We start from the raw sequence: 25,531 nt of genomic DNA on the forward strand, positions 1-25,531 counted from the left end.
CGAATGGTAGCCCGCATACTCCAGAACTATTGCAGCGACATGTTTCTCATCGGCCGGGTGCGGCCGGGGCCGGGCAGGTGCTGTCGGTGACGAGGGGAACGCAGACGCCGGTGATGTCCTCGAGCAGCAGCCGCCCGCCGATCACCAGTGCCGCCAGCGCCACCGCCCCGAAGAACAGCACCCACACGATGCCCGGAATCCGCGTGAGCCGGGCCAGCTGGTCGGCGTCGGAATTGGGCTCGTGCGCGCGATTGCGCTGGAGTTCCACCACCGGGCGCGCCGCCGCCAGCAGCAGGAACCACGCGGCGAAGTAGGCGAACCCGGCCTGGAGGTCGTCGGTGCCGAACCAGGAGACCGCGAATACCGCGCCGCCCGTGACGAAGACCGACAGCAGTCCGAAACCATTGCGCACCTTGAGCAGTACCGCCGCCAGCAGGGCGATGGTGGCCCACAGCATGAGCGTGATCCGGTGCGCGCCGAGCAGCGCCGCGTAGCCCAGGCCGAGCAGCGCCGGAGCGGGATATCCGGCCATGGTGGTGAGCACCATCCCGAGGCCGTACGGCTTGCCGCTGGACACCGTGAGCCCCGAGGTGTCCGAATGCAACCGGATGCTGTTGAGCCGTCGCCCGGTGAGCAGGGCGACGAACGCGTGGCCGCCCTCGTGTGCGATGGTGACCACATTGCGGGTCAGCCGCCAGGTGGGGCGGTAGAGCACGATCAGCAGGGCCGCGATTGCGGTGCCCAGCACCAGCCACCACGGCGGCGGCGTCTGGGTACCGGTGAGGCGGTCGACGATCGAGTTCCCGCGTTCGACGAATTCGGCGATCTGCACCGCCGCACCTTACCCGCGCATCACGGCTTGCGCCCGATGCCGCCGCGCACCGAGGTGCTCTCGCCCTCGGGTGGCTCGTCGACCCGCCACCGGTCGATGGGGACGATGCCCGGCGGCACCAGCTCCAGTCCCTCGAACACGCCCTCGACCTCGGCCGGGGTGCGGGGATGGTAGGGAGCGCCGCCGGTCTGCGCGTAGTTCTCGCACAGCCGGACGTAGGCCGGATCGTCGGTGGTGCCGTCGTTGAGCACCAGGTAGCTGCCGGACGGTACGGCGGCCATGAAGGTGTCCACGATGCGCCGCACATCCCGGTAGGTGGGGGCGTGGCCGAGAACGCCGTGGAACATGACCGCGATCGGCTTGGTGAAGTTCAGGACCTGCCGCGCGGCGGTGACGATGTCCTCGGGGTGGTTGAAGTCCGCGTCGATGTAGGTGGTGACGCCCTCGTCGGTGGTGCTGGTGAGCAGGGCGCGGGCGTGCGCGAGCACCATGGGGTCGTTGTCGACGTAGACGACCTTCGCCTCGGGCGCGATGCCCTGGGCCACCTCGTGGGTGTTCTGCATGGTGGGCAAACCGGTTCCGATATCGAGGAATTGGCGGATCCCGGCCTCGGCGGTCAGATAGCGCACCGTGCGGATGAGGAAGCGCCGCGATTCGACGGCCATGGTGCGGATGCCGGGGTAGGCATCGATGCCCGCCTCGCCCGCGATCCGGTCGACCTCGTAGTAGTCGCGTCCGCCCATCCAGAAGTTCCAGATCCGGGCCGAATGCGGGATATCCGTGCGTATCCGCGGTTGCGGCGGGTGGGACATACTCGATCTCCTCTGACGCTCGGCGTGGAATCTACGCCGTACACCGCCGTCTCGCGGGCATTTCACCGACCTGTGATCGGGAGTCGCGCTGGACCACGCCCCGGATTCGAGCCAGACTGCGCGAATGAGCAGCGACACAGTGGATCCGGTGGTGGAGACCGCGACGGGGAAGGTGCGGGGTGCGCCGAACGGTCACGGCGGCAGCGTGTTTCGCGGCATTCCCTTCGCCGCGTCGCCGGTGGGTCGGTCGCGATTCGCGCCGCCGCGACCGCATCCGGGCTGGACGGCGGAGCGGGCCTGCGTTCGCCCCGGCCCCGCCGCCCCGCAGTGGCCGTCGCGGCTGGAATCGGTGCTGGGAACCCGGGTTCCGGACTGGGACGAGGACGGCTGCCTGAACCTGTCGGTGTGGACCCCGGGCGACGTGGATCCCACCGCGGCGCGCCCGGTCCTGCTGTGGTTCCACGGCGGCGGATTCACCAGCGGCAGCGGCGGCTGGGACTGGTACGACGGCGCCCGCCTGGCGGTGCTCGGCGATATCGTCGTCGTCACCGCCAACTACCGGCTGGGACCGCTCGGCTACCTGTATCTGCCCGAGATCGGGGCCGCGAACCTCGGCGCGCTGGACCAGGCGGCGGCGCTGCGCTGGGTGGCCGACAATATCGCGGCCTTCGGCGGTGATCCGGAGCGCATCACCGTGGGCGGGCAGTCGGCGGGCGCGTTCTCGGCACTGGCCCTGGCCACCGATCCGGCGACCGGCGCGCTGGTGCGACGGGTGATCGCGCAGTCCGGTCCGTGGCGGATGCCGCCGATGGACGCGCCGGCGGCGCGCGATATGACCGAGTCCTATCTGCGGATTCTCGGCATCGCCGCGGACGGGCGGATAGCCGGCCGATTGCGCGAACTGCCGGTGGGGCGGCTGCTGGCCGCCTACGCCCGGCTCATGGCCGAGACGGGGCGGCCCGGATCCATGGAACCGCCCATGTGGCCGGTGCTGGGCGGGCCGGGAACGCCGCGACCGTTCGACCAGGCCGTCGCCGCGGGCGCACTGCGCGGGAAGCAGGTGCTGCTGGGCTGGACCGCCGCGGAGATGGGGGCGTTCTTCGCCTTCAATCCGGCGATCCAATTGCTGAGCTGGGAGAAGGCGGCGGCGTTCGGGGTCACGCGGGAACGTGCGGACGCCGACTATCCGGGGGCGACCCCGGCGCAGGCGGTGTCGCTCGCGCTGGGCGAGCACTATTTCGCCGCCGGGGCCCGGGAAATCGCCGATATGCTTGCCGCCCAGGGCAATCCGGCCCATCTGTATCGGTTCGAACGTGGCCCCGCCGTCGATCCCGACGGTATCGGGGCCTGCCACTGCGCGGAGCTGCCGTTCCTGTTCGGCACCTTCGACGCCTTCCCCAACGCTCCCATGCTGGGCGAAATCGGCGCGGACGACCGGGAATTGGCCACGGCGTTCGGCGGTGCGCTGGCCGCCTTCGTCGCCACCGGATCGCCGAACGGATCCGGTCTGGAGACCTGGCAGCCCTACCGCGGTGACGGCGCCGCCGAGGTCCGGGGATTCGGCGTGCCGACACGGCAAAGGTAGTGGTCACTGGACATATCGGGTTTGCGGGAGTATCACAACGGGTATGGGCTCCGATGTAATCGGTGTCAGCGACGCCGTGGAAGAAGGTGGTCCAGGTGTCGGCGAATTTGCCGGTGCGCCTGTGGCGGGTGCAACCGTGGAACCCGAATCCGCTCATGCGCGCATCGGATCGGTGGGAGGCACTGATCTGGCTCGTCGCGGTGCTCGCGGCACTGGTGGCGGTGCCGCTCGCGGGAGCCATCGGCACCACGGCCTACACCGGGGCGGCGGCGCGCATCGCCGCCGAGGACGCCGGTAAGACCCGGGTCACCGCCACCGTCGTGGGTATGCCAGACGATGTGACCGGTGCGGGCGGCGGGGTGCGGGTGGAACGTTTCCCGGCCACCGTGCGCTGGGACGCCGACGGCCGCACCGGTGAGGCCGATGTCAACCTCTCCACACCCGCGGTCGCCGGGGCCGATGCCGAGGTCTGGCTCGGCGTCGACGGCACGCCCACCGCGCCACCGGCCAAGCCGGGATCGGCCGCCGCCGAGGGCGTGGGCACCGGGCTGGCGATTCTGGTCGAAACCTGGTGTGCCGCAGCCGCACTGGTGTGGGTGACGCATACCGCGCTCACCGCGCGCCGCAATGCGCGCTGGGATCAGGAGTGGCGCACCATGAATCATTCGATCGGGCGCGACACCCTCTGAGGACGCGACACCCCTCCGCGAACAGCCGCACTCAGTATTCGCCGTCGACCAGATTGCGCAGCGGTTCGCCGGCCAGATACCGCTGGATCTCGCCCACCGCCACCGCGTAGGCGCGCTCGACGCTGCCGCGGCTGCTGCCGCCCACGTGCGGGGTGAGCAGCAGACCGGGCGCGTCCCAGAGTGGATGGTCGGCGGGCAGCGGCTCCGGGTCGGTGACGTCCAGGACGGCGCGGAGCCGTCGGGCGGTCAGTTCGGCGAGCAGCGCGTCGGTGCGTACCACCGGTCCGCGCGCGGCATTGACCAGGATCGCGCCGTCGTGCATGCGGGCCAGGAAATCCGCGTCCACCATGCCCACGGTGCGGCTGGTGACCGGGACGGTGAGGATCACCGCGTCGGCGTGCGGAATCAGATCGGGTAGTTCGTCCACCCCGTGCACACCGTCGCGGGCGCGGGTGCCCACCACGGTCACCGGGGTGTCGAACGGGGCGAGCTTGCGGCGCATCTCGGCCGCGAGATCGCCCGCGCCGACGATCAGGACGCGTTTGCCGTGCAGGGTGTCGGTCCGGTGCTGGGTCCACCGGTGCTCGCGCTGCGCCACCGCGAACTCGGTGAATTCGCGGTAGACGGTGAGCAGCCCGGTGAGCGCCCACTCGGCGGTGCTGGCCCCGTGCGCGCCGCGCGCGGTGGACAGCAGCACCCCCTCCGGGATCCGTCCGACCCACGCCTCGGCACCGGCGGTGAGCAGCTGGATCAGGCGCAGCTTCGGCAGCTCCCAGGCCAGGGCGGCGGCGGCCGATCCGGTGAGGAAGCCGGGCACCAGGATCTCGGCGTCGGCACCGCCCGGAGGCACCGGACCGCCGGGCTCGTAGCGCACCGCCCGCACCCCGTCGAGTGCCGACACCGCTCGCAGCCCGTCATCGTCGGGAATCAACACAGTCGTCGCCATGAGCGTCACCGTAGTCCGGCCGCGCAGCGCCCGGGTGCGGACGATACGACGCGGCCGCCGCCCGCGGGTGCGGACGGCGGCCACGGCCACGGCGCGGCTGGTCTCGTGGTGGTGCGCCTGGTCGCCTAGTAGTAGTGCCTGCGGCCGCCGATGGTGCGTCCGGCGGAGCCGAGGAGGGCGAGCACCACGCCGACGACGGCGAGGATGACGCCGAGGGTGGTGAGGATCGGGATGCCTAGCAAATATCCGGCGACGAGCAGGATGAGGCCGAGAATGATCATGGTCGGGTCCTATTTCGATGCGGGCGAGGCCGGTTTGCCGGTGGTCGGGCGGTGCAGGAATCGATTGAACGACCAGGTGGGCGTGGAATCCGGGGTGGAGCGCGGGCCGGGAGCCTTCTCGTTCACGTCCGCCGGTGCGGCCGATTCCTTACGGGCCGCCGCGATCTCGCGCTTCGACTTGCGGAGTTCACGCCGTGCGGCGCTGCCGCGCCGCGATGCCGTCCACACCGCCGTCAGGAGCAGGATGAGCCCGCACGCGCCGATGGCGCCGACGAGCATGCCGTAACCGAACACCGCCCCGGAGGACAGCTCGTAGTTCTGGCCGAAAACCGTGAAACCGTTGGAGAGCGTGTTGTTTTCGCCGTTGTTCTCCTGGACACCGGCAACGCCCACGGCCACGGCGCCGAGGAGGGCGATGAGCCCGATGATGGTCAACATATCGCGGCTATTCCCGCTACGCCGCCACCCAAACCGTCACGAGCCGCGGTTTTCGCGACACGCCGCGCGTGTTCCTTGACACGCGAAGCAGTTTGGTGCGGCCGCGTGCGGGTTGTGGTGACCGCCGATCTCAGTTACGGCGAGGTGCTCGAGGTGATCCGAGACAGCGGCATCTCGGCACGCTGAGCCCGCACGGCATGCCGGGGTGCGCGACGGCACGGGACGCGCGTGACCACGGCGGCGGGATGCACGGCGAGCCGCGCGTACCCGTGGGCAACATTGAGGCAAACTTCGGGGCATGTCCCCTTTGCCTGGTTGCCCCCGCGGGTAGCGGCACCCGGTGGCCGCGCCCTTCCGGCAGGTTCCCGCGCCCATGCTGGCGGTGGCGGGGCCGCCGCCGGACGTGCAGGGGTGGGCGGTGGAGATGAAATGGGACGGTGCCCGCATCATGGCGGTGTGCGCGGCGGGGGAGTGTCGGCTCTACAGCCGCAACGGCAGGGATGTCGGCGGGTCGTATCCGGAACTCGTGGCCGCGCTGCGGGCGCTGGTGGGGGAGCGGACCCTGATACTCGATGCCGAGGTGATCGCCGCCGACGCCGACGGCGCGCCTTCCTTCGGCCGCCTGCAACGGCGGATGCATGTCGCCCGGCCGGGGGAGCAACTGGTGGCCGAGGTGCCGGTCCAGCTGTTCGCCTTCGACGTCCTCGCCGTGGGCGCACGTGATGTCACTGGGCTGCCCTATCTGGAGCGACGCCGACTGCTGGCCGAATTGCCGCTCACTGCACCGCTTTCCGCGCCGCCGCACTGGCTCGGGGTGGAAGCGGGAAAGCTGCTCGCGGTCGCGCGGGAGCATCGTTTGGAGGGCATCGTCTCCAAGCGCGTCGACTCGCCGTACCTGCCGGGGCGTCGCTCGCCCGCCTGGATCAAGACGCCGCTGCGCCGCAGTACCGAAGTGATCGTCTGCGGTTGGACTCCGGGCAGCGGTGGACACCAGCACACCTTCGGCTCCCTGGTCCTCGGCGCCCACGACGCCACCGGCACGCTGGTCTACATCGGCAATGTCGGCACCGGCTTCACCCAGGCGGTGCGCCGCGTGCTGCGCGCCGCCCTCGACGACATCGCCCTGCCCGCAAGCCCGTTCGCCACCGCGCCACCGCTGTCCGGGCGCTGGCACTGGGTGCGCCCGATACTCGTCGGCGATGTCGAGTACCGCGAATTCACCGACCGCCTGCGCATGCCCAGCTGGAAGGGCCTGCGTTCCGACAAGACGGCGGCCGAGGTGCTGCTGCCCGAGACGGCGACCACTCCGGATGAGTGAGGGGCGACTTCACCCGACGCGTGTGAGGGCCGCCGCGCGGCCCGGACGTAGCGTGGGCGCATGGGCACCGGCTTGGGCGAATCGCAGGGCCGACAACCACGCGGTCATGGCCATCGTGCTGCTGGTCATGGGATCGGTGGTGCGCGGGTCAGGACAGCGCTTTCGCTTTCAACTGCTCGAATTCCGCCTGGGTTATGGTGCCGTCGGCCAACAACTGTTTGGCGTCGGCGATCTGGGCCGCCGGATTGGTTCCGGCGGTCTTCCTGATGTAGTCCTGTTCGGCCGCCTGCCATTGCTTGGCCTCGGCAGCCGAGCGTTCCTGCATTCCGCCGCCGCGCACGATCAGATAGATCAGCGAGGTGATCAGCGGCAGGAAGATGAGGAAGACGATCCAGACCGCCTTCACCCAACCGGAGGTCTCCTTGTCACGGAAAAGGTCGCCGATGATGTAGAACAACAGCAGCAGATAGGCGATGAACGCGAAGCTCACCAGAATCAGCCAGAGCACTTCCCAGAACGACATATCGCACCTCGGTTGTCTAGGACGGACGTCGCGGTAAGACGACTGCCGCCACGCTATTTCGCGCTCCGCGGGCGGGGATCACCTCATTCGGGTGAAGAATCGTGCTGTGGCGCGGTGCTGATCAGGGCGCTCACCCACCGGGTCGACGGAGCGATATCCAACAGCACTGCCTCGAGCAGCAGCGTGAGCGGAATCGCCAGGATTGATCACGCAGTAGAGCAGGATCACCCGCCAGCTCCACCCCCAGCCACGCGGGCCAGCCGCGCCGCCGCGCCCAGGTCTGGATCGGTGCCACGGCGACGGTGAGCATGAGGGCCAGGAATGTCGGCCCGACATTCCCGCGATCCGGACCGGGTCGGGTGTAATTCTGAATGGCATCCGGTCGCATCTCCTCACCCATTTCGGGTGACGCCGCAACAAGGTCATCTCAGTTCCCGAATCGAGGATTCACGTCCACTAAACTGCGCGAGCAGAGCACGGTGACAGACAGGCTGTCGGTACGCCTCGGGAGGCACGATGACTGCAGCACACGGCCTCGAAATCGCTGGACCGGACGGAAATTCGATACCGGCCGCCACGGGAATTCCACACCTGGCGTTCACTCCCATACCCCGGGGCGGATTGCTCGCGCAATTGCAGGCCCTGACCGAAACGCCCGAGGGTGTCGTGGTGCTGATGTGCGCGCCCGTGGGGAGCGGAAAGACCGTCCTGCTGGTGCAATGGGCGGAAGCCCACGGCCGGGACCGGGTGGTGTGGCTGCGCGTGGACGAACACGCTCCCGCCGGACAGCTCTGGCAAAGCCTGCGCGCCCGCCTCGGCGTCGCGGCGTCCGCGCACGGTCCGCTGAGCACACCGCTGGCCGACGCGACGCAGCTCGCGGACGCGCTGGCCAGCGACTCGCGGCGGATTCTGCTGGTCATCGACGACGCCCACCTCATCACCGATCCGCTCACCCTGGCCGGATTCGAGCACTTCCTGCTGTCGGTGCCGCCGACCGTCACGGTCGTCGTCTCCGCCCGCTACGAACCGCCCATCCGCTGGCATCCGCTCGAACTGGGCTCGCGGTTGTGGCGATGGGGCGCCGACCGGCTCGCGTTCACACCCGACGAGGTGGCGCGGCTGTGCCGCGATCAGGGCTGCTCGCTCGCCGACGATGAACTCGAACTGCTGATGGAGCTCACCCGCGGCTGGGCCGCGCTGGTGCGGATGGCCGCCATCTTCCTGTCCACCCGCTCCGAGCCCGCCGCGGCCGCGCTCACCGCGCTCGCGCGGCTCCCGGCCTCGATCTCCGATCTGCTGGCCGGGGAACTCATCGAAACCCTGTCGCCCGGCCTGCGGCTGTTCCTCACCCACACCAGCGTCCCGGCCGAGTTCACCGAACAGTTGGCCGACGATCTGATCGGCGGCGGCGCCGGACACTGGCTGCACGAGCTGGAGCGGTTGAACTATCCGCTCACCTCCGTGGTCCGCAAGGACCGGGAGTGGTTCGCCTACCACCCGATGCTGCGCGCCTACTTCCTCGCCGAACTCAACCGGCTCGGTCCGCAGCTCGCCGAAGAACTCCGGTTGCGCACCTCGCTGCATCTGCAGTCCATCGGCGAACCGGCGGCGGCGCTGCCCCATGTGCTCGGCCTGCCGCGCTGGCCGCTGCTGGCCTTCCTCGGCGAGCATGCGCTCGGTCTGACCGTCGCCGGGCACGGCACGGCGCTGTTCGACGCCGTGGCCGCGGCCGATCCGGCGCTGTCGGAGGATCCCTACCTGCTGTCGCTCCGCGTGGTCGACGCTCTGGTGCACGGTGACATCCCCAGTGCGCGTGCGCATTTCGACGCCTGCCGGAATCGCCGCGACGGACGTGAATCCTTCGCCACCGCCGATATGCGCACCGCGCTCACCGCCGCCGTCACCGCGGAATTGGCGGTCGTGGCGGGGATGCCGGTCGATGACGGCTGGGCGGAATTGCCGCTCGGCACCGGGTACCCCGACCTGGACTGCTACGCCGCCATCGAGACCGGCACCGCGCTGCTCGTGCTCGGCGATCCGGTGGAGGGGGAGGAGCGGTTGCGCCGGGGACTGGCCGTCGCCGAGGTGAACACCTATCCGCAGTTGCGGGTGCGGGCGCTGACCCGGCTCGCGGTCTCGGCCGGTCTCGCGGGCGCGCTCACCACCATGCGCCGCCGCGCCGAACACGCGCTGGACGTGGCGCGTGAACACCATCTGCTGGCGGCTCCGGAGACCGCGCAGGCGACGGCGCTGGCCGCGCTCGGGGCCTACCTGCAGGGTGATGCCCTCGATATCGACTACGTGACGCGCATGCTCGCCGAACACACCCTGGTGGACGGGTCGGTGGGCGCGAACGGCGGCTGGCACGCCCATCTGATCGGCGCCCTGGTGTCCTTCGCCGCCGCCGAGGACAAGAGCGCCGCCGCGGAGCTGCTGCGCACCGGGCTGGTGCGGGTACTCGACGCCCATCCGGTTCCGGAAACGAGTGCGGGGCTGGTGCCCTTCGTGGTGTGGGCGTTGCTCCAGGTGCGGGAACCGTACGAGGCGCAGCTCGTGGTCGAACAGGCGCGGTCGGTGCTGGGCGAGGTGATGGAGGTCCGCGTCGCGCGCGCGGCGCTGGCCGTCACCGCGCACCGCTCCCGCGCGGTCCTCGAACTGGTCGATCCATTGTGCGACGCGGCGACGTCGGTGCATCCGGTACACCAGGTCACCGCGTGGCTGCTGTACGCGGTCGCGCACGACGAGCTGGGCGGCGCCGCCCAGGCCCGCGACGGGCTGGAGCACGCGCTGCGCCACGCCGCCGCCGAGCGCGTCTTCCGTCCCTTCCTGGACGTGCCCGGCGCACTCGGCCTGCTGGACCGATTCGACGGCAGCTTCGGACATCTGGACGCCTACGCCGCGACGCTGCGCCGTCATCCCCTGATGCGCCGGCACACCGCGCATCCGGGCCTGACCGGCACCGAGTTGAAGGTGCTGCGGCAGCTGCCCTCGGGCCGGACCACCCAGCAGATCGCGGACGATCTCGGTGTGTCGATCAATACCGTGAAGACGCATCTGCGCGGCATCTACGCCAAACTCGGCAGCAATTCCCGGGTCGCGGTGCTGAGTGAGGCCCGGCGCAGCGGTCTGCTCTGAGTCGACGCGCCCGGTTGTCGACGCGCCCGGTTCACCCCTGGCGGATGAGGTGGCGTCGGCTGCGGCGAGCGCAGACTCGAATCACGTATGGCGGTAGCCGCCGTGACGGTGAGCGTCGACGGCGACGGGCTCGGGAGAGGAGGCCTGGCGACAATGCCGACCCGGTACCAGTTCGTGCTCGACGGTGAACTGTCCGAGCGTGCGCTGGCCGCCTTCCCCGAACTGTCCGCCGCACCGCGACGACACGGTACGACGACCCTGTTCGGCGCGGTCATCGACCCCACGGCGATGCGCGGAATCCTCGCCCGCATCGACAATCTCGGACTCACGCTGCTGGAGATGCGGCAACTACCGGACTAAGGAGCGTCCCATGGCTGTGCTGGCACCGGAAAGTCAACGGCGGACGCTGGACGAGTTGGTGGACCGGCTCGATCTGAGCAGTGGTGACACCGGACCCAAGCGCTCCGCGTTCTGGATCATGTTGACGCTGTCGAGCGTGATCGCCGTATCGGGTGTGGTCGGCGACTCCACCGCCACGGTGATCGGCGCGATGATCGTCGCGCCGCTGTCGATTCCGATCCTGGGCGTCGGGCTGGGCATCGCCACCGGCCGGGGCGCGTTGATCGCGCGCAGCCTGGCGCTGGTGGTCGCGGGTGTCGCACTGGTGGTCGCCATCGGTTTCGTCGTCGCCAAGATTCTGCCCAATCCGACCGATGTGCTGGCGAATTCCCAAGTGCTGGGCCGTACTTCACCGAAGCTCATGGATCTGACGGCGGCGCTGGCCACCGGCCTGGTCGGCGTGATCGCCATGATCCGCCGCGATGTCGGCGATGTGCTGCCGGGCGTGGCCATCGCCATCTCCCTGGTGCCGCCGCTCGGCGTGGTAGGGGTGTGCCTCGGTTCGCACGCACCGAGTTTGGCGCTGGGCGCGTTCGTGCTGTTCGCCTCCAATATGGTCGCCATGATCGTCACCGCCACCGTGGTGCTGGTCGCCACCGGCTACGCGCACGAGGCCGGGGTGGGGGCCACCCGCCGGGGTCGCGCCTACGCGGTGCTGGCCGCCGCGCTGATCCTGGTGGCGGTGCCCATGGTGGTGAATTCGCTGTCCTCGCTGTGGGCCGACCGCATCGCGAACGCGGCGCGCGCCTGGCTCACCGGCGTGGACGGGGCGCAGGTCACGGAGGTGTCGCTGCAGAGCGACACCGCGACCATCCAGGTGCTGGCTCCCGACGAGCTGCCGCCGGTGAGCGAGCTCCAGGAGCGGGTGGATCGGCTGGTGCCGTGGAATCCGCGGGTGGTGATCGTGCACACCGTCGGCAGCCGCGTCGGCGATTGACCCCGGGTCACCTCGGCTTCCAGGTCGCCACGGCCCAGATGACCACCACGTCCAGCGCGATGATGAGCACGGACCACCACGGGTAGTACGGCAGCCACAGGAAGTTGGCCACGATCGACAGTGCCGCGAACCCGATCGCGGCCCCGCGCCCCCACGCGGTACCCATCATGAGCCCCACCGAGCACAGCATGAGCACCGCGCCCAGCACGATATGTATCCACCCCCACGAGGTGGTGTCGATCCGATAGACGTATTCGACGCCGACAACGAAGATATCGTCGTCGATCACCGCCGCGATGCCCTGCAACAGTGACACCGTGCCGACGGTCAACAGAAGAACCCCGGCGCCGATCGAGGTCACCGCGGCGACCCCGTGCCGAACCGAGTGCTGCTGAGACGCGACCGGCTGCTCCTGAGACGGAGAGGTCATGACGACTCCTTCCGAACGAATGATGCGTATCGGAGGTCATCCTCACCGTCGCGCCCGTGGCCCCGCATCATCCGATGCGGGTGAGGTCCGGTCGCGCCCCTCAATCCCGGACGGTGATGGTGAGGCGGGGTTTGGCGGTGTCGGTGGGGTCGGCGACGCGCTCCCAGACGGCATCGATCATGGGGGCGAGCAGGAGTTCGCCGAGTTGGCGGACCATGACCTCGACGATCTGGGTGGGTTCGCGGCGGGTGGTGGAGGCCAGGCCCGCCTCGCGTAGGCCCGTGATCTCGCGGCGGGTCAGGTCGACGAGGGATTCGAGCAGGCGCAGCTGGGTTTCGGCGGGTTCCAGCACGGCGCGGCGGACGTAGTTCACCACGGCGGGATTGTCGTGGAGCATTCGCCGGACCGCCTCGTCGCGGGCGGTGGCGACCTGGGCGGTGGTGCCGGTGGGCGGGACCGAGGAGACCGCGGCGGCGAAGTAGTCGACGATCAGCTGGTCCACGGCCTCGATGAGACCGGCCTTGGTCTTGAAGTGGTGCTGTACCAGCCCGAGGGTGACACCGGCCTCGGCGGCGACCGCGCGCAGCGAGACCCGGGATTCGCCGTACTGAGCGAACAGGTCCATGGCGGCATTGCGGATGCGCGCCTTGGCGGTCAGGTCGTCGGCGGTGGCCCGTGGATTCAGCATCTGCCCTCGGTTCGTCGGATATCCCGAGCAGTCTACGGCGCGTACCAGCCACCGATACGGTAGACATGCAGGCTATACAATCGTATTGTCCGGCGTTGGTATCACCTCCCGCCCATCGGAAAGTAGAGAGCACAACGATGTCCGAACTCTTCCCCGACTACCGCCCCACCTGGGAAACCGATCAGCATCGCGAACTGCGCAAGCACGCGGCGGAGTTCTTCCGCAAGGAGATCGTGCCCAACCGCGAGCGCTGGAGCCGCGCGCACCAGGTGGACCGCGAATTCTGGAACAAGGCCGGGGACGCGGGCCTGCTCGGCCTCGACCTGCCCGAGGAATTCGGCGGCGCGGGCGGCGATTTCGGCCTGCAGGCGGTCGTGCAGGAGGAACTGGTCTACGCGCACGACAACGGCTTCGGCTTCTCGGTGCACTCGCCGATCGTGTCGCACTACATCTACAAGTACGGCAACGACGAGCAGCGCGCGAAGTGGCTGCCCGGCATCATCAGCGGCGACCTGGTGCTGGCCATCGCCATGACCGAGCCGGGCACCGGGTCCGACCTGCAGGCGGTGCGCACCACCGCCGTTCGCGAGGGCGACCACTACGTCGTCAACGGCTCCAAGACCTTCATCTCCAACGGCACCCACTGCGATCTGCTGGTGATCGTGGCCAAGACCGATCCCAGCCAGGGCGCGGCGGGCGTTTCGCTCATCGTCGCCGAGACCAAGGATCTGCCCGGCTTCGAACGTGGCCGTGTGTTGGAGAAGATGGGGCAGCACGCTCAGGACACCCGCGAACTGTTCTTCTCCGATATGCGGGTGCCGGTGGCGAATCTGCTGGGCGCACAGGAGGGTCTGGGCTTCTATCAGCTCATGGAGCAGCTCGCCCGCGAACGCCTCATCATCGCCAGCATCTGCTCGGCCCTGGCCGAGGCCGCGGTGCTGGAGGCGCTGCGGTACTCGCGCGAACGGGAGGCGTTCGGCCGCCCGATCGGCAAGTTCCAGCACAACGCCTTCACCCTCGCCGAGGCCAAGACCGAGGCACTGGCCATCAAGACCATGGTCGACCACGCCATCGCGCAGTACATCGACGGCAAGAACGACCCGGCCACGGCCTCCATGGCCAAACTCTTCGCCGCCGAGACCGCCGACAAGGTGGTCGACAAGTGTCTGCAGCTGTTCGGCGGCTACGGCTACATGATGGAATATCCCATCGCGAATATGTACACCGGTTCCCGCGTCAACCGCATCTACGGCGGCACCAGCGAGATCATGAAGGAGATCATCTCCCGTTCCCTGTGAGCACCGTGCGCCATCCGGCGGGGATCTCGCTCGGGTGACCGAATTATCGTGCGGTGCTTGGTTTGTCCGGAGTAACGTCCCCGAACGGAAGCCGAGTAGGAACAGGTTCTGGTTCGGGAGCTCTCATGGACGATCCGCGGCGCTATGTGGTGATCGGGGGCGGCCTGGCCGGGCTCGCCGCCGCGGTCTGGTTGGCGGAGGCGGGCAAGCGGGTCACGCTGTTGGAACGGCGCGGACGGCTGGGCGGCCGCACCCACGCCCTGCAGGCCGCGCCGGTGCGGGACATCCCCGACAACGGGCAGCATGTCATCGCCAGCGGATATGAGCACCTGTTTCGATATCTGAGCAGTGTCGGCACCCGCGACCAGGTGGCGTTCCCGCACCGCGGGGTGCTGCGCTGGCCCGGCGGCCGGGCGACCGTGATGAGAACGAAGGGTCTGGGCGCGATCCGCACCTTCCTGGGCGCGCATCCGGATGCCGGTCCGACCGACCGGATCCGCGCCGGGATCGCCACCGCGCGGCTGGGCTGGGAATGTCTGAACCAGCCCGCGGACCTCGCCGACCTGTCCACCGCGCAGTGGTTCGAGCGCGTCGGCATGCCCGCCACCGCCCGGGAGGCGCTGTGGGATTGGCTGGCGCTCGGCATCGCCGCCGAACCGGTCGAGCAGGAGTCGGCGAAGGTGTTCGCCGACGTGCTGGCCACCGGTATTCGGCTCGGCGTCCGGCATCGGCGGGTGGTCACCATCGGCTATCCCACCACCGATCTGGACACCCTCTTCGTCACCGGTGCACGGCGGGTGTTCGCGAAATACGGTGTGGACGTGCGGTATCGGGCGGTGGTGCGGCGCATCGGTATTCGCGACGGCGCGGTGACCGGGGTGCTGCTGGCCGACGGCAGCGAGGTGCCCGCCGACGCCGTGGTGTGCGCGGTGCCGAACTCGGCCGTCGCGGGACTGCTGGACGAACTGCCCGAGCACGACGAGATCTACTCCGCCGCCGACAAATTGGGGTACACGCCGATCGTCAGCACCAACCTGTACCTGGATCGGCCGCTGCGCACCGAGGGGGAGTTCGAGGCCCTCATCGGCGGCGCCGGTGTCATCGACGAGGTGTTCGACCGTCAGCGCATGCACGGACGCGATACCACGTACGGCTGGCTCTACTGCCTGACCACCAGTGGCGCGTACGAACAGATCCACAAACCCCACGACGAGGTGGTGACCGAACAGTTGGCGCTGCTGCGCCGCTACTATCCGGCCGCCCGCAACGCCGAAGTGCGCCACGCCCAGGTGGTGCCCATGCCGCGCGCCACCTTCTCCCAGGTGGTCGGCACCGACGGCCTGCGCCCCGAGCAGCGCACCTCGGTGCCCTCCCTGGTGCTGGCGGGGGACTGGACCCGCACCGACTGGAGCGCCACCATGGAGAGCGCGGCCCAGAGCGCCGCCCGCGCCGTCGACCTGCTGCTCGCCCTGCCCGCGGCCGCGCCGGTGGCCTGACCGGGTGCGGTGGCGTGCGGGCGGTCACGCTCGATCCGGTCACCGCTCGCGTTCTGCTCGCGGCCGGAAGTAGTTCAGCACCAGACGCGTGATCTCGGTGAGGAATACGGCGCGCGGAATCGGCGGCCGGTCGAGCACATAGCGCACGGTGAGATGCTCCACGGCGCGCACCAGCAGCCAGGCGGCGGCATCGAAATCGACATCGGCGGGCACCTGTTCGCGCCGCAGGGTGAGCGCCACCCGGGCCAGCTCGCCGATCTGCTGTTCGAAGGCGACCACGGCGGTGCCGGAGGTCAACCGCGGCGTCTGCTCGACCACCGCCCGCAGCAGTTCCGGGTGGTCGCCGAGTGCGTCCAGCAGGACGGTGATCGCCTCCGGTACACCCACTTCCGGCGGTGTCGCCAGCTGGCTGACGACGTGCGCGCGCACCCGGTCGGCCACCGCCGCGGTGTATCGCTCGATCACCGCCGAGACGATGGCGTCCTTATCGGGAAAGTACTGGTACAGCGAACCGGGACTGATCCCCGCCGTCGCCGCGATCCGATTGGTGGACGCCCCGTCGTAGCCGTGCCGCACGAGCACGGCCTCTCCGGCGTCCACGATCCGGCGCACCATGGCCCGTGACCGCTCCTGACGCGGGGTCTTGCGCGGCGGCGCGGGGGTGGCGGGTCGCTGTCGTCTCGGTGGCATGACGGTTGGGCCTCAGCTGCTGGACGCGAATTGAATGCGAGCTTTTATTCGTGTCAGCGTAGGGCATGGTGTTACACAATGTGGTGGAGCACGAGCCGCGTCCCGAGCCCGAGCCGCTCGGTCCCGACTCGCTGACCTGGAAGATCTTCGGCTCCCTGTACTTCGCGCCCACCGGTCTGTTCCTCGGCATGGTGCAGAACATGCACCCGGGGCTGGGAGCCGGGGTGGAATTCCACTCCGAGATCGCCGACGAGTTCTATCAGCGGGTGCTGCGTTCGGCCTATCCCATCGTCGGCGTGGTCTTCGACGGTCCGCGTGCCCGGCGCACGGCCCGCGAGATCGTCGGCTACCACCGCGAGATCAAGGGGGTGGACGGACAGGGGCGGCGCTATCACGCCCTCGATCCGGGCACCTTCTACTGGGCGCACGCCGTGTTCTTCGTGCAGACCCTGCGCGCCGCCGAGCTGTTCATGGGTGGGCTGTCGCCCGAACAGCGCGAACAGCTGTGGCGCGAGCACTATCAGTGGTACGAGATGTACGGCATGAGTATGCGGGTGGTGCCGCGCAGTTGGCCGGAGTTCCAGCGGTACTGGGACGAGATGGTCGACACCGGGCTGGAACCCACCCGGGCGGCCTGGGATGTCTACCATCTCGCCGATACCGCGCCCGTGCCCCCGTTCCCGGTGCTGCGGTGGATGCCGAAACCGTTGTGGGAGTACCTGGTTCGTCCGGCTGGTGCACGGTTCTACCAGTTCGTCACCATCGGGCTGTGCGATCCGCCCATTCGCCGCACCATGGGGTTCACCTGGACCGCCCGCGATCAGGTCCGCTTCGATCGGCTGTGCGTCGCGCTCTCGGCCATGAACCGGGTGACCCCCGACGAGGTGAAGTACTTCTTCCCGCGCATCCGCGCCGGACGCCGCCGCGTCGCGGGTAAGCGCCCGGCGTGGCTGGCACCGCCGGAAGCTCCCGAGCTGCTCTGGCCCGCGCCCGAACACCGCGGCGAGGCCAAGCACTACTGCCCGGTGCACGCCGACCGGGGCAGCACCGCCACCACGCGGTTCCGGCAGCTCACGGGGTTCTGAATCATGCGATCACGCACCGATACCCACCAGCATCCCTACGACTACTACTACCGGCCCGGCATGCCGCTGCGCCCGCCGCCGCCCCGGGCGGTGCCGTCGGAGCTGTGGTACCAGCCGCGCCGCGCCATGCTCGGACCGTGGATCGACGTCCGGCCCGAACCCGTCGACACCCCGCGCACCCGGCTCATGGCCGACCACCTGTGGCAGGGCGACGAGCCCATGGACGCGGTGGTGCGGGCCTTCGCCCGGATCGGGAACACCCGCTGCCGTGCCCTGCTCGACCAGGCCCTGGCGCACGGTATCGACAGCCTCGACGATCCGCCGCCGGAGCTGGTGGATCTCTTCGCGCACCTGGACGAGCCGCCGGACTGGTTCGATCCCGAGCTGTGGGAGTACGGACGCCGCCGCTGGATCAATGTCTCCCTGGCCGGGAAGCTGGCCATGGGGGTGCAGGATTTCATGGGCACCTTCGTGGGCGCGGAGGTGGCCTCGGCCACCGGGGCCACCGGACGTTTCGTCAACGACCCGTATCGGCGCAATCTGGAGACCGCGAACTGGTTCCGCAGCGTCACCCTGCCCGGTGCGCTCGACCGCTGGTCGCCGGTGTTCGCCGATACCGTGCGGGTGCGGCTCATGCACGCGCAGGTGCGCGCCGGGCTGCGCCGCCGCTGGGGTGACGAGCACTTCGCGCTGCACGGCAACCCCATCTCCAACGCCACCACCATGGGGGCGGCCGTCACCTTCGGCATCTCGCCGATCTGCTTCGACCATGTGCACGGGCGGCGGTGCGGGACGGCCGAACTCGACGCGGTCATGCACTACTGGGCCTATATCGCCTATGTGTTCGGGGTCGCCGAGGAGCTGATTCCGCGGTCGGCGCGGGAGGGGATGGAGATGGCTGACTACATGGTGGCGACCGCGGGCACCGCACCGGAGTGGACCGCGACCATGGCGGGTGCGGCCACGAAACGGTTCGCGGGCACCGGTGTCGGCGATCGAGCGCGGGCATTGGCGACCGCGCCGCTGGTGGGGCTGTTCGCGTACTACAGCAGTGACGGTCTGGTGCGGACGCTGCTGGCCGACACCCCGCTGCGCTCGGTGCCGATCCATCCGTGGCGGGAGCTGACCGGGGTCGCGGCCACCGCCGCGGTGCGCTGGCGCGCGCTCGACGATCGGCTGCCGGGAGCCCGGCGGCGGATGCTACGTCGCTCGCAGCGCGTCGACCCCATGTGGGATGTGAACACCCGGGTAGCCCGGGTGCTGGCCGCGCGCGCCGGGATTCGCGGCACTCCCTACGATCAGCACGACGGTACGGCCGAGGGTCCGGCGCGCTGCCCGATGCGCTGAGCGTCGCGGTGCGGCGTGCCGCGGTTGTCGACTGGGCGCTGCCGCGCGTATCGACTGTGCCGTGCCGGGTGTCTCGACTAGCCGGTGCCGCTCGCGATGGCCAGGTAGACGACCATGAGCGTGAACAGGAACCAGCCCGCCCCCTGCCAGATCGGCCACGCCCCGCGCCGCCGCCACGCCCGGAGCGCGAGCACGAAGGCGAGGATGCCGCCCACCAGCAGCACCGTTCCCGGTACGAAGACGATCACCGCCCGCGAGGGGTCGGTCGCCAGCTCGAGCACGGCGACCGCGAGGGCGGTGAGCACGACCACGCCGCCGACGTACCAGGCCGCATGCCGGAACATCTTCGGGTCCGACCACCGCTTCTCGACGTCGTTCACCATATGAGGGGAGTTCCCGCCCCCCGCCGCGATACACACGACTCGGTACCGGCCGGTCTGCCTGGCCGAGCGCCCACGACTCGGACCTGTGCGGGTACGTGCACTCGCCCGGGCGGGACATCCGTGCCGAAGACGTGGGGGTCCGGTCAGGGGTCGGGATGTCGGTGGCGCGGCGCGGAGGTCTGCCTCCTGGTCAGGGAGCCCGCGTCCTCGTCGGGAGGTCTGCGCTGGGTTGGGAGGTCTGCGCTGGGTTGGGAGGTCCGCGCCGGGGTTGGGAGGTCTGCGCTGGGGTTGGGAGGTCCGCGGGTTGGGAGGTCCGCGCCGGGGTTGGGAAGTCTGCGCCGGAGTCGGGAAGTCCGCGCCCTCGGGGTCAGGTGGTCTGCGCCGGGGTCAGGAAGTCGGCGCCGCCCACGTAGACGGTGTGTCCGGGCGGGGCGGTGACCGCGGTGGCGTCGGCGACGGCGGTGGCGAACTCCGCCACCGTCGGTAGTGCGCCGTGGTCGCGGCGGTCGGAGACGGCGTTCGGGTCGCGGCGTTCGAGCAGGCGCACGATCATGGTGCCGTCGATCATGTCGCCGGATACCACCACGAAATCGATTCCCCGCCCGGCGAAATCATCGCACAGCTCGCGCAGTGCCCGCTCTCCGGCCAGTTTGCTGCGGGCGATGGGCTCGTAGCCGCCGGGTACCGGGCGGGTTTCGGAGAAGTGGGCCTGGTGGCTGGTGACGAAGACGATGCGGCCGCCGGGCCGTAGGTGCGGCAGTGCCAGTCGTGTCAGCCGCAGTTGCGCGTCGCGGTTGACGGCCATGGCGTAGTCGGCCGCCGCGCCGTGTTCCAGTCCTCCGGAGGCATTGAGCACCAGTACATCCAGTCGCCCGCACTCCGCGACCACCTCCGTGATCAGCCGCGCCGCCGCCTCGGCATCGGTGATGTCCGCCCCGGCCACCGAGGCGCTGCCGCCCGCGGCCGCGATCTCCGCCGCCACCGTCTCGGCCCGTCGGCGCTTCTCCCGGTAGTTGATCACGACGTGATCGCCGCGCGCCGCGAGCACCCGAGCCGTCTCGGCACCTATGCCCCGGGAAGCCCCGGTGATCAACACGATTCGCTGCACGCGCCCACTCCGTCCGCTCGTCCTGGCCCCCGCGCCAATGCTTCTGATTCAGAACCACTATCCTGCTTCTAAATGAGAAGTGCAAGCGAACCTCCCGCCGCCAGCCGCGCCGATGCCGCGGATCTGCCCCTGCTGGCGGTGATGGATCTGGTGGGGCAGCGGTGGGTGCTGCGGGTGCTGTGGGAACTCGAGCCCGGTCCGCTCGGATTTCTGGAGCTGCGCCGCCGGATGGGCAACTGCTCGTCGAGCATGCTCTCGGTGCGATTGCAGCGGTTGCAGAGTGCGGGCGCGGTGGTCAAGCAAACCGATAGGAGCTACGAGTTGACCCCTGCCGGAAGGGAACTCGCGACCGCGCTGGAGCCGCTGTGGGCGTGGTCGCGCCGGTGGTCGGGGGCGCTCGCCGACGACGCGTGAGCGAACTCCGGGCGCGTCGGCGTGCCGCCTGCCGTGCCGTGCGCCCGCCGCGCCACGAGGCGATTCCCGGCAAATCCCGCGATTCCGCACGCATGTGCGGTTTGCCCGGTTAACACTTAAGCTGTCTGGGACGTAATACGGGTATGGAAGGTGCCAAGATGGGAGAGCGGACGGTCGTCGCGGACGTCGCGGATGAGCTCGCGCGGCGCGTCGCGTTCGGGCAGTACGCCCCCGGCGAGCTGATGCCGTCCGTCCGACAGGTCGCGGACGAGTTCAAGATGAATCGTGCGACGGCACAGCTGATTCTGGGACGCCTGGAATCCTACGGTTTCGTCGATGCGCACCGCGGCAAGGGATTCACGATTCGGGATGTGCGCACCGAGGGCGGGGTGGAGGTGTACCGCCGCCTGTTCCGGCTGTCCATGCCCATGCCGGAGGTCGCCCTGGAGATGTTCGGCAGCATTGTCGACGAGGAGCGGGCCATCGTGCTCGACACCCTGCTCGACTACACCGAGGGGGAGCGTCGCCTCGATCCCGCGGTGCTCAAGGCCGATATCGACGAGCTGGAATCCATTGCGCGCAGCAAGGATCCGGACCCCCGGCGGATGCTCACCATCGAGCTCGCACTGCTGCGCCGGTTGCAGACCGCCCTCGGTCACACCATGCAGCGCGCCGTACTGAACTCCATCGGCGATATGGTCCTGGAGGTACCGGAGGCGGTGCAGGCATACTTCGCGGCCTCACCGGATCTGCACGTGCTGGTCTGGCGGGCGCTGGTGGCGGTGTGGGATTCCGACGGCGGCCCCAGCGAGGCGCAGTTGGCGTTGTTCGAGGACCTGTTCGGGATGTACCACCAGAAGGTGGTGGCGAAGTTCGTCGAACTCGTCGGTGTGGACACCGCCGCGGCGACCGGAGGGCCGGTGCGGCACGCCGCCACCGCATAACGCTCGGTCTCATTGTCTGGGACGAGAATTCCCGACTGCCGGAAATGTCGGAAATCCGGTGAGTCGTTCGCGATTACTGCCCGATGGCGGCGTTCATGATGGTGCCCGCGCTGGTGGCGACAATGCCGCCCACGAGCGCGGCCGCCACCCGCTTGGGTGATTCGAGCGGCCCGCCCTGCCATTTCTCCCAGGCGAACTTACCGCCCGCGTAGATAATCGCGAGGGTGCCGGCCAGGAGTACGAACCAGGTGAAGTAGCGGACCAGCTTGAGTAGCTTGTCCGCTACCGGTGGCGTCTCCGGCGTGGGATTGAAGACCTGTGCGTACAGGTCGGCGGTGATCAAATCCTGTGCGACAGTCACTATCATCTCGGCGCTCGTTCCAGTGGCGTTCGTTCCCTCTATCGGGGGTACCCGCCGCATGCGCTGGTACGCAAGGGAATCCCGCCGACGACGTCGGCGCTGGGGTCAGTCGTCGTCGCAGTCCGCGGAGAGGAAGGCCACCGCCGCCAGATACTGTCTGCAGGCGAAGTGCTGGTCATGGGCGCGCAGTACGGCCCGTGCCTGTCGATAGGTGAGAGCGCGCGGCTCCACCGAGCAGTCACCGTTGATATCGGTGAAATGAGCTTTTCCGGACCCGATGGAGCGAGGTGTACCGGAATGCTGAAGCATCTGAGTCATGGGGACGCCTCTGGCCGCTGAGATATCGGATGGCGACGCTGGCTCGGCGCTTCCTGTACCGCCCGGACATTCCGGCCTGTTCGTCATCACGAGTTTAAGGTGGCGGATCGTGCAGATGCAAGTACATCTGCACGATCGAGCCTAGGTGTTGCGCGGCTTTCGTCCGGTTCGGTGTTGTTGTGGCGTCAGGGTTTACGCGCCACGCCCCCGTATGCGGAGACATCCTGGATCGAACCCACCTGTGCCGGGTCGACCCGCCACCGGGTGATGGGAACGAAGCCGGGTTCGACCAACTCCAGGCCCTCGAAGACGGCCGCCAGTTGCTCCTGGGTGCGGGGCTCGTAGGGAACTCCGCCGGACTTGGTGTACTCCTCGCACAGCTTCACGTAGTTCGGATTGTCGACGGTGCCATCCCAGAAGACCAGATAGCTGCCGGAGGGGACGGCGTCGAGCACGGTGCGGACGATATGGCGCATATCCTCGTAACTGCGCGCGTGGCCGAGTACCCCCATAAACATGACACCGACCGGTTGGCTGAAATTCAGTACCTGGCGGGCGGAGACCAGAATGTTCTCCGGTTCGTGGAAATCGGCGTCGACATAGGTGGTGACCCCCTCCTCGGTGGTGGTGGTCAGTAGGGCCCGCGCGTGCGCGAGTACCAGCGGGTCGTTGTCGACGTAGACCACCTTGGCCTCGGGGGCGATGCCCTGCGCGACCTCGTGGGTGTTCTGCATGGTGGGCAGGCCGGTGCCGATATCGAGGAACTGGCGCAGACCCACCTCCCCGGCGAGGAAGCGCACGGCGCGGATGAGGAACTGCCGGGACTGCACGGCCATGGCGGAGATATCCGGGTCGATCTCGAGGCTGGCGTCGCCGACCACCCGGTCGATGTCGTAATTGTCCTTGCCGCCCATCCAGTAGTTCCAGATCCGTGCGGAGTGGGGGATGTCGGTTCGGATCGCGGGATCGGTGTCGGACATGAGGTTCTCCTCGGCGAGAGTGCGCATGCGAACGGATGCTGATCTGCCCAGTGACAGTACAAGATTCGGCAAATCCGGACTTGCTGGACGGGGGATTCGCCTCGGGGATTAAACGTACCGACCAGTCGTTAATGCCTGTTTCGGTTTGCAACTTCGCAATGTGCGAGCTTCATCAAGATCAAAGCTGTTGTGTTGCAAAGGATCAGGTATGCGCAAGGGGATCGATAGCGAGCAATCTGCGTGCTATCGTTCTGGTTGCGGTTGCAACTGTAAGAACATCTGATCGAACGTTTGCAAGTACTGGGCACACCGTCTGCGGGCGGTACTTGGCAAGGAGTCGGAAATGACACGCACATCGGCAACCCGTATCGATCCCTCGGAACTCGCCTGGCGCAAGAGCACTTTCAGCAATCCGAGCGGAAACTGCGTGGAGGTGGCGGAACTGTCCAACGGTCTGGTGGCCATGCGGAACTCGCGTGACCCGCTGGGCTCGGTGCTGGTGTACACCCGCCCCGAGATCGATGCGTTCCTGCGCGGCGCGAAGAGCGGAGAGTTCGACGATTTGGCGCGCTGAAAGGTAGCATTGGCAATCGGCGCGGTGGTTCGCGACGATGGGTTGTGGTCCACTGCCGGCATAACCCGAGCATCGGAGTGAGACCCAATGATCGCAGAATCGGCTGTACACGGTCGGGTGGATTCCACTGTCGCCGAGCGTGGCCCGACTGCCCTGCGCATCGCCGTCGGGGGTCAGCTGCGCAAGTTGCGCGAGGCGAACAACATCACGCGCGAAGCCGCTGGTGAACACATCCGCGGCTCGCACGCGAAGATCAGCCGCCTGGAACTCGGGCGGACCGGATTCAAGGAACGCGACGTCCGGGATCTGTTGACGCTCTACGGCGTCGACGATCCCGGCGAACGCGAGGCGTTCCTGGATCTGGTCCGCAAGGCGAACCAGACCGGCTGGTGGCACCGCTTCGGAGATCTGCTGCCGCCCTGGTTCGAGACCTATCTCGGACTCGAGCACGCGGCCAAGAGCATTCGTACCTACGAGGGCCAGCTGGTGCCGGGGTTGTTGCAGACCCCGGACTACGCCCGCTCGGTGGTGGCGCTCGGGCACGACGCCGATGCCGAGCGTCGGGTCTCGCTGCGTCGTCGTCGGCAGGAGCTGCTGACCGCACCGGGCGCACCGAGCTTCTGGGCGGTGCTGGACGAGGCGGTGCTGCATCGTCCCGTGGGTGGTGAGAAGGTGCTGGCCGAGCAGATCGAGCATCTGGTGGAGATGTCGAAGCTGCCCAATATCACCATTCAGGTGCTGCCCTACACCGCCGGCGGCCACGCCGCGGCGGGCAGCTCGTTCACCATGCTGCGCTTCGCCGAGCCCGAACTCCCGGACATCGTCTATCTGGAGCAGTTGACCAGCGCCCTCTACCTGGACCGTCGTCAGGATCTGGAGCTGTACCGGCAGGTCATGGACCAGCTGAGCGTGCAGGCCGAGGCGCCGGAACGGTCGCGGGCGAAGCTGCTGGAAATCGCTGAGCGGCTGTGAGCGCGGAAAGCATGTGAGACAGCGGAACTCCGGGGCCGAGCGGCGGCCCCGGAGTTCGCGCGTGCGCTGGTCCCGACATCACGGACAGGGCTGGCAACAAGGCTCACGCGGCAAACAAGGCTCACGCCGGAGGGGTCGCCACCCAGGTGGCGGCCCCTCCGGCGTGTTCGGGCCTGACCCGGAGCGGGTCGAACCCTGCGGCGTATGAGCCGGGATCTACTGCCGGATGAAGCTCGAGGCGATGCGCCAGAACGCTTCCGGCTGCATCAGATGTAGATCCCAATCGTTCACCATCGCGTGTGCGGTGGTGACGATTCGCTCGATATCGAAATCGTACCGAGTGGCCGCTCCGGTGGATTCGACCTTATCGATCACGAATGCCGTTGCCGTCTCGCGGGAATAGTGCTGTTCGTGCCGACTATCGTCGGCGAACCCGAGTCGGCTGAGGTTGATTGGCTGATTCATGCGAACGCCCCTGACGCCAGGCCGCCGGCTAATCGTCGGCGAAGAATCGCCGACCATTCACCGCACGGCTGTCTGGTAGTCCC

The 25,531-nt window shown here is 68.8% G+C and carries 29 protein-coding genes; 14 read left to right on the forward strand and 15 right to left on the reverse strand.

Translation table 11 applies throughout. The features are described 5' to 3' along the window. Positions 1-46: 46 nt before the first annotated feature. Together ON31_RS14150 and ON31_RS14155 are read right to left on the reverse strand one after the other, a co-directional pair. Positions 47-832 carry a M50 family metallopeptidase gene (locus ON31_RS14150; protein ID WP_063821493.1) on the reverse strand — a complete coding sequence of 262 codons (786 nt, stop codon included), beginning with the start codon at positions 830-832 and terminating at the stop codon, positions 47-49. Between the two features lie 20 nt (positions 833-852). Next, the gene (locus ON31_RS14155; RefSeq protein ID WP_039813930.1) at positions 853-1,644 is read right to left on the reverse strand and encodes an SAM-dependent methyltransferase; all 792 of its coding nucleotides are present in this window, start codon (positions 1,642-1,644) and stop codon (positions 853-855) included. Positions 1,645-1,768: 124 nt separating this feature from the next. On the opposite strand from ON31_RS14155, the gene ON31_RS14160 reads away from it, so the two are divergent. Together ON31_RS14160 and ON31_RS34650 are read left to right on the forward strand one after the other, a co-directional pair. After that, a complete protein-coding gene (locus ON31_RS14160; protein ID WP_039813932.1) occupies positions 1,769-3,229 on the forward strand; it encodes a carboxylesterase/lipase family protein in 1,461 nt (486 codons plus the stop codon). A 62-nt stretch (positions 3,230-3,291) separates the two neighbouring features. Then, positions 3,292-3,918 (forward strand): Rv1733c family protein, encoded by a 627-nt coding sequence (locus tag ON31_RS34650; RefSeq protein WP_147287231.1) that lies wholly within the window; start codon positions 3,292-3,294, stop codon positions 3,916-3,918. A 31-nt stretch (positions 3,919-3,949) separates the two neighbouring features. On the opposite strand, the gene ON31_RS14170 is transcribed toward ON31_RS34650, so the two are convergent. From ON31_RS14170 to ON31_RS14175, 3 genes are all read right to left on the reverse strand, one after another. After that, positions 3,950-4,864 (reverse strand): 2-hydroxyacid dehydrogenase, encoded by a 915-nt coding sequence (locus tag ON31_RS14170; protein ID WP_039814043.1) that lies wholly within the window; start codon positions 4,862-4,864, stop codon positions 3,950-3,952. Positions 4,865-4,989: 125 nt separating this feature from the next. Beyond that, entirely contained in the window at positions 4,990-5,145 is a 156-nt protein-coding gene (locus tag ON31_RS37280) for a DUF6131 family protein (RefSeq protein WP_085996422.1), read from the reverse strand. A 9-nt stretch (positions 5,146-5,154) separates the two neighbouring features. Then, the gene (locus ON31_RS14175) at positions 5,155-5,583 is read right to left on the reverse strand and encodes a hypothetical protein (RefSeq protein ID WP_039813934.1); all 429 of its coding nucleotides are present in this window, start codon (positions 5,581-5,583) and stop codon (positions 5,155-5,157) included. Positions 5,584-5,956: 373 nt separating this feature from the next. Between ON31_RS14175 and ligD the strand changes: the two genes are divergently transcribed. Next, entirely contained in the window at positions 5,957-6,901 is a 945-nt protein-coding gene (gene ligD, locus ON31_RS14180; RefSeq protein WP_051037230.1) for a non-homologous end-joining DNA ligase, read from the forward strand. 148 nt (positions 6,902-7,049) lie between these two features. Here the strand turns inward: ligD and ON31_RS14185 are convergent, their stop codons facing one another. Then, the gene (locus ON31_RS14185) at positions 7,050-7,424 is read right to left on the reverse strand and encodes an SHOCT domain-containing protein (RefSeq protein ID WP_039813939.1); all 375 of its coding nucleotides are present in this window, start codon (positions 7,422-7,424) and stop codon (positions 7,050-7,052) included. Positions 7,425-7,940: 516 nt separating this feature from the next. Here ON31_RS14185 and ON31_RS14190 point away from each other — a divergent pair. From ON31_RS14190 to ON31_RS14200, 3 genes are all read left to right on the forward strand, one after another. Then, on the forward strand, positions 7,941-10,559 hold the full coding sequence (locus ON31_RS14190) for a winged helix-turn-helix domain-containing protein (RefSeq protein ID WP_147287232.1): 2,619 nt from the start codon (positions 7,941-7,943) through the stop codon (positions 10,557-10,559). A gap of 153 nt (positions 10,560-10,712) precedes the next feature. Continuing rightward, positions 10,713-10,919: a DUF8691 family protein gene (locus tag ON31_RS14195; RefSeq protein WP_039813945.1), complete on the forward strand. Its 207-nt coding sequence runs from the start codon at positions 10,713-10,715 to the stop codon at positions 10,917-10,919. 10 nt (positions 10,920-10,929) lie between these two features. After that, on the forward strand, positions 10,930-11,895 hold the full coding sequence (locus tag ON31_RS14200) for a DUF389 domain-containing protein (RefSeq protein ID WP_039813948.1): 966 nt from the start codon (positions 10,930-10,932) through the stop codon (positions 11,893-11,895). A gap of 7 nt (positions 11,896-11,902) precedes the next feature. On the opposite strand, the gene ON31_RS14205 is transcribed toward ON31_RS14200, so the two are convergent. Then, the gene (locus ON31_RS14205; RefSeq protein ID WP_039813950.1) at positions 11,903-12,325 is read right to left on the reverse strand and encodes a DUF7144 family membrane protein; all 423 of its coding nucleotides are present in this window, start codon (positions 12,323-12,325) and stop codon (positions 11,903-11,905) included. 100 nt (positions 12,326-12,425) lie between these two features. Continuing rightward, positions 12,426-13,013, reverse strand: coding sequence for a TetR/AcrR family transcriptional regulator (locus tag ON31_RS14210; RefSeq protein WP_029932297.1), 588 nt, complete (start codon positions 13,011-13,013; stop codon positions 12,426-12,428). Positions 13,014-13,150: 137 nt separating this feature from the next. On the opposite strand from ON31_RS14210, the gene ON31_RS14215 reads away from it, so the two are divergent. Both ON31_RS14215 and hpnE read left to right on the forward strand, forming a co-directional pair. Then, complete coding sequence (locus ON31_RS14215) at positions 13,151-14,311, forward strand: acyl-CoA dehydrogenase family protein (RefSeq protein WP_039813955.1); 1,161 nt, start codon at positions 13,151-13,153, stop codon at positions 14,309-14,311. 125 nt (positions 14,312-14,436) lie between these two features. Beyond that, complete coding sequence (gene hpnE, locus ON31_RS14220; RefSeq protein WP_039813957.1) at positions 14,437-15,807, forward strand: hydroxysqualene dehydroxylase HpnE; 1,371 nt, start codon at positions 14,437-14,439, stop codon at positions 15,805-15,807. 39 nt (positions 15,808-15,846) lie between these two features. Here hpnE and ON31_RS14225 read toward each other — a convergent pair whose 3' ends face one another. Next, entirely contained in the window at positions 15,847-16,497 is a 651-nt protein-coding gene (locus tag ON31_RS14225) for a TetR/AcrR family transcriptional regulator (RefSeq protein WP_255222099.1), read from the reverse strand. 65 nt (positions 16,498-16,562) lie between these two features. On the opposite strand from ON31_RS14225, the gene ON31_RS14230 reads away from it, so the two are divergent. Continuing rightward, a complete protein-coding gene (locus tag ON31_RS14230) occupies positions 16,563-17,582 on the forward strand; it encodes an oxygenase MpaB family protein (protein ID WP_218007323.1) in 1,020 nt (339 codons plus the stop codon). Between the two features lie 3 nt (positions 17,583-17,585). Beyond that, positions 17,586-18,929 (forward strand): oxygenase MpaB family protein, encoded by a 1,344-nt coding sequence (locus ON31_RS14235; RefSeq protein ID WP_039813960.1) that lies wholly within the window; start codon positions 17,586-17,588, stop codon positions 18,927-18,929. 77 nt (positions 18,930-19,006) lie between these two features. On the opposite strand, the gene ON31_RS14240 is transcribed toward ON31_RS14235, so the two are convergent. Together ON31_RS14240 and ON31_RS14245 are read right to left on the reverse strand one after the other, a co-directional pair. After that, on the reverse strand, positions 19,007-19,312 hold the full coding sequence (locus ON31_RS14240) for a hypothetical protein (protein ID WP_039813962.1): 306 nt from the start codon (positions 19,310-19,312) through the stop codon (positions 19,007-19,009). A 367-nt stretch (positions 19,313-19,679) separates the two neighbouring features. Next, positions 19,680-20,411 carry an SDR family oxidoreductase gene (locus ON31_RS14245; protein ID WP_081592452.1) on the reverse strand — a complete coding sequence of 244 codons (732 nt, stop codon included), beginning with the start codon at positions 20,409-20,411 and terminating at the stop codon, positions 19,680-19,682. Positions 20,412-20,492: 81 nt separating this feature from the next. Between ON31_RS14245 and ON31_RS14250 the strand changes: the two genes are divergently transcribed. Next, a complete protein-coding gene (locus tag ON31_RS14250; RefSeq protein ID WP_039813964.1) occupies positions 20,493-20,834 on the forward strand; it encodes a winged helix-turn-helix transcriptional regulator in 342 nt (113 codons plus the stop codon). A 158-nt stretch (positions 20,835-20,992) separates the two neighbouring features. Then, complete coding sequence (locus ON31_RS14255; RefSeq protein ID WP_039814049.1) at positions 20,993-21,778, forward strand: GntR family transcriptional regulator; 786 nt, start codon at positions 20,993-20,995, stop codon at positions 21,776-21,778. Positions 21,779-21,851: 73 nt separating this feature from the next. Here the strand turns inward: ON31_RS14255 and ON31_RS14260 are convergent, their stop codons facing one another. From ON31_RS14260 to ON31_RS14270, 3 genes are all read right to left on the reverse strand, one after another. After that, on the reverse strand, positions 21,852-22,145 hold the full coding sequence (locus ON31_RS14260) for a hypothetical protein (RefSeq protein WP_029932308.1): 294 nt from the start codon (positions 22,143-22,145) through the stop codon (positions 21,852-21,854). 99 nt (positions 22,146-22,244) lie between these two features. Then, on the reverse strand, positions 22,245-22,457 hold the full coding sequence (locus ON31_RS14265) for a hypothetical protein (protein WP_039813970.1): 213 nt from the start codon (positions 22,455-22,457) through the stop codon (positions 22,245-22,247). A 185-nt stretch (positions 22,458-22,642) separates the two neighbouring features. After that, a complete protein-coding gene (locus tag ON31_RS14270) occupies positions 22,643-23,464 on the reverse strand; it encodes an SAM-dependent methyltransferase (RefSeq protein ID WP_255222100.1) in 822 nt (273 codons plus the stop codon). A 316-nt stretch (positions 23,465-23,780) separates the two neighbouring features. Between ON31_RS14270 and ON31_RS14275 the strand changes: the two genes are divergently transcribed. Continuing rightward, complete coding sequence (locus ON31_RS14275; RefSeq protein WP_029932310.1) at positions 23,781-24,011, forward strand: DUF397 domain-containing protein; 231 nt, start codon at positions 23,781-23,783, stop codon at positions 24,009-24,011. An 87-nt stretch (positions 24,012-24,098) separates the two neighbouring features. Next, the gene (locus ON31_RS14280) at positions 24,099-24,983 is read left to right on the forward strand and encodes a Sco1979 family transcriptional regulator (RefSeq protein WP_039813971.1); all 885 of its coding nucleotides are present in this window, start codon (positions 24,099-24,101) and stop codon (positions 24,981-24,983) included. 216 nt (positions 24,984-25,199) lie between these two features. Here the strand turns inward: ON31_RS14280 and ON31_RS14285 are convergent, their stop codons facing one another. After that, positions 25,200-25,505, reverse strand: coding sequence for a hypothetical protein (locus ON31_RS14285; protein ID WP_085996423.1), 306 nt, complete (start codon positions 25,503-25,505; stop codon positions 25,200-25,202). Positions 25,506-25,531 lie beyond the last annotated feature (26 nt).

Source organism: Nocardia otitidiscaviarum NBRC 14405 (assembly GCF_000308635.1).
GTDB lineage: Bacteria > Actinomycetota > Actinomycetes > Mycobacteriales > Mycobacteriaceae > Nocardia > Nocardia otitidiscaviarum.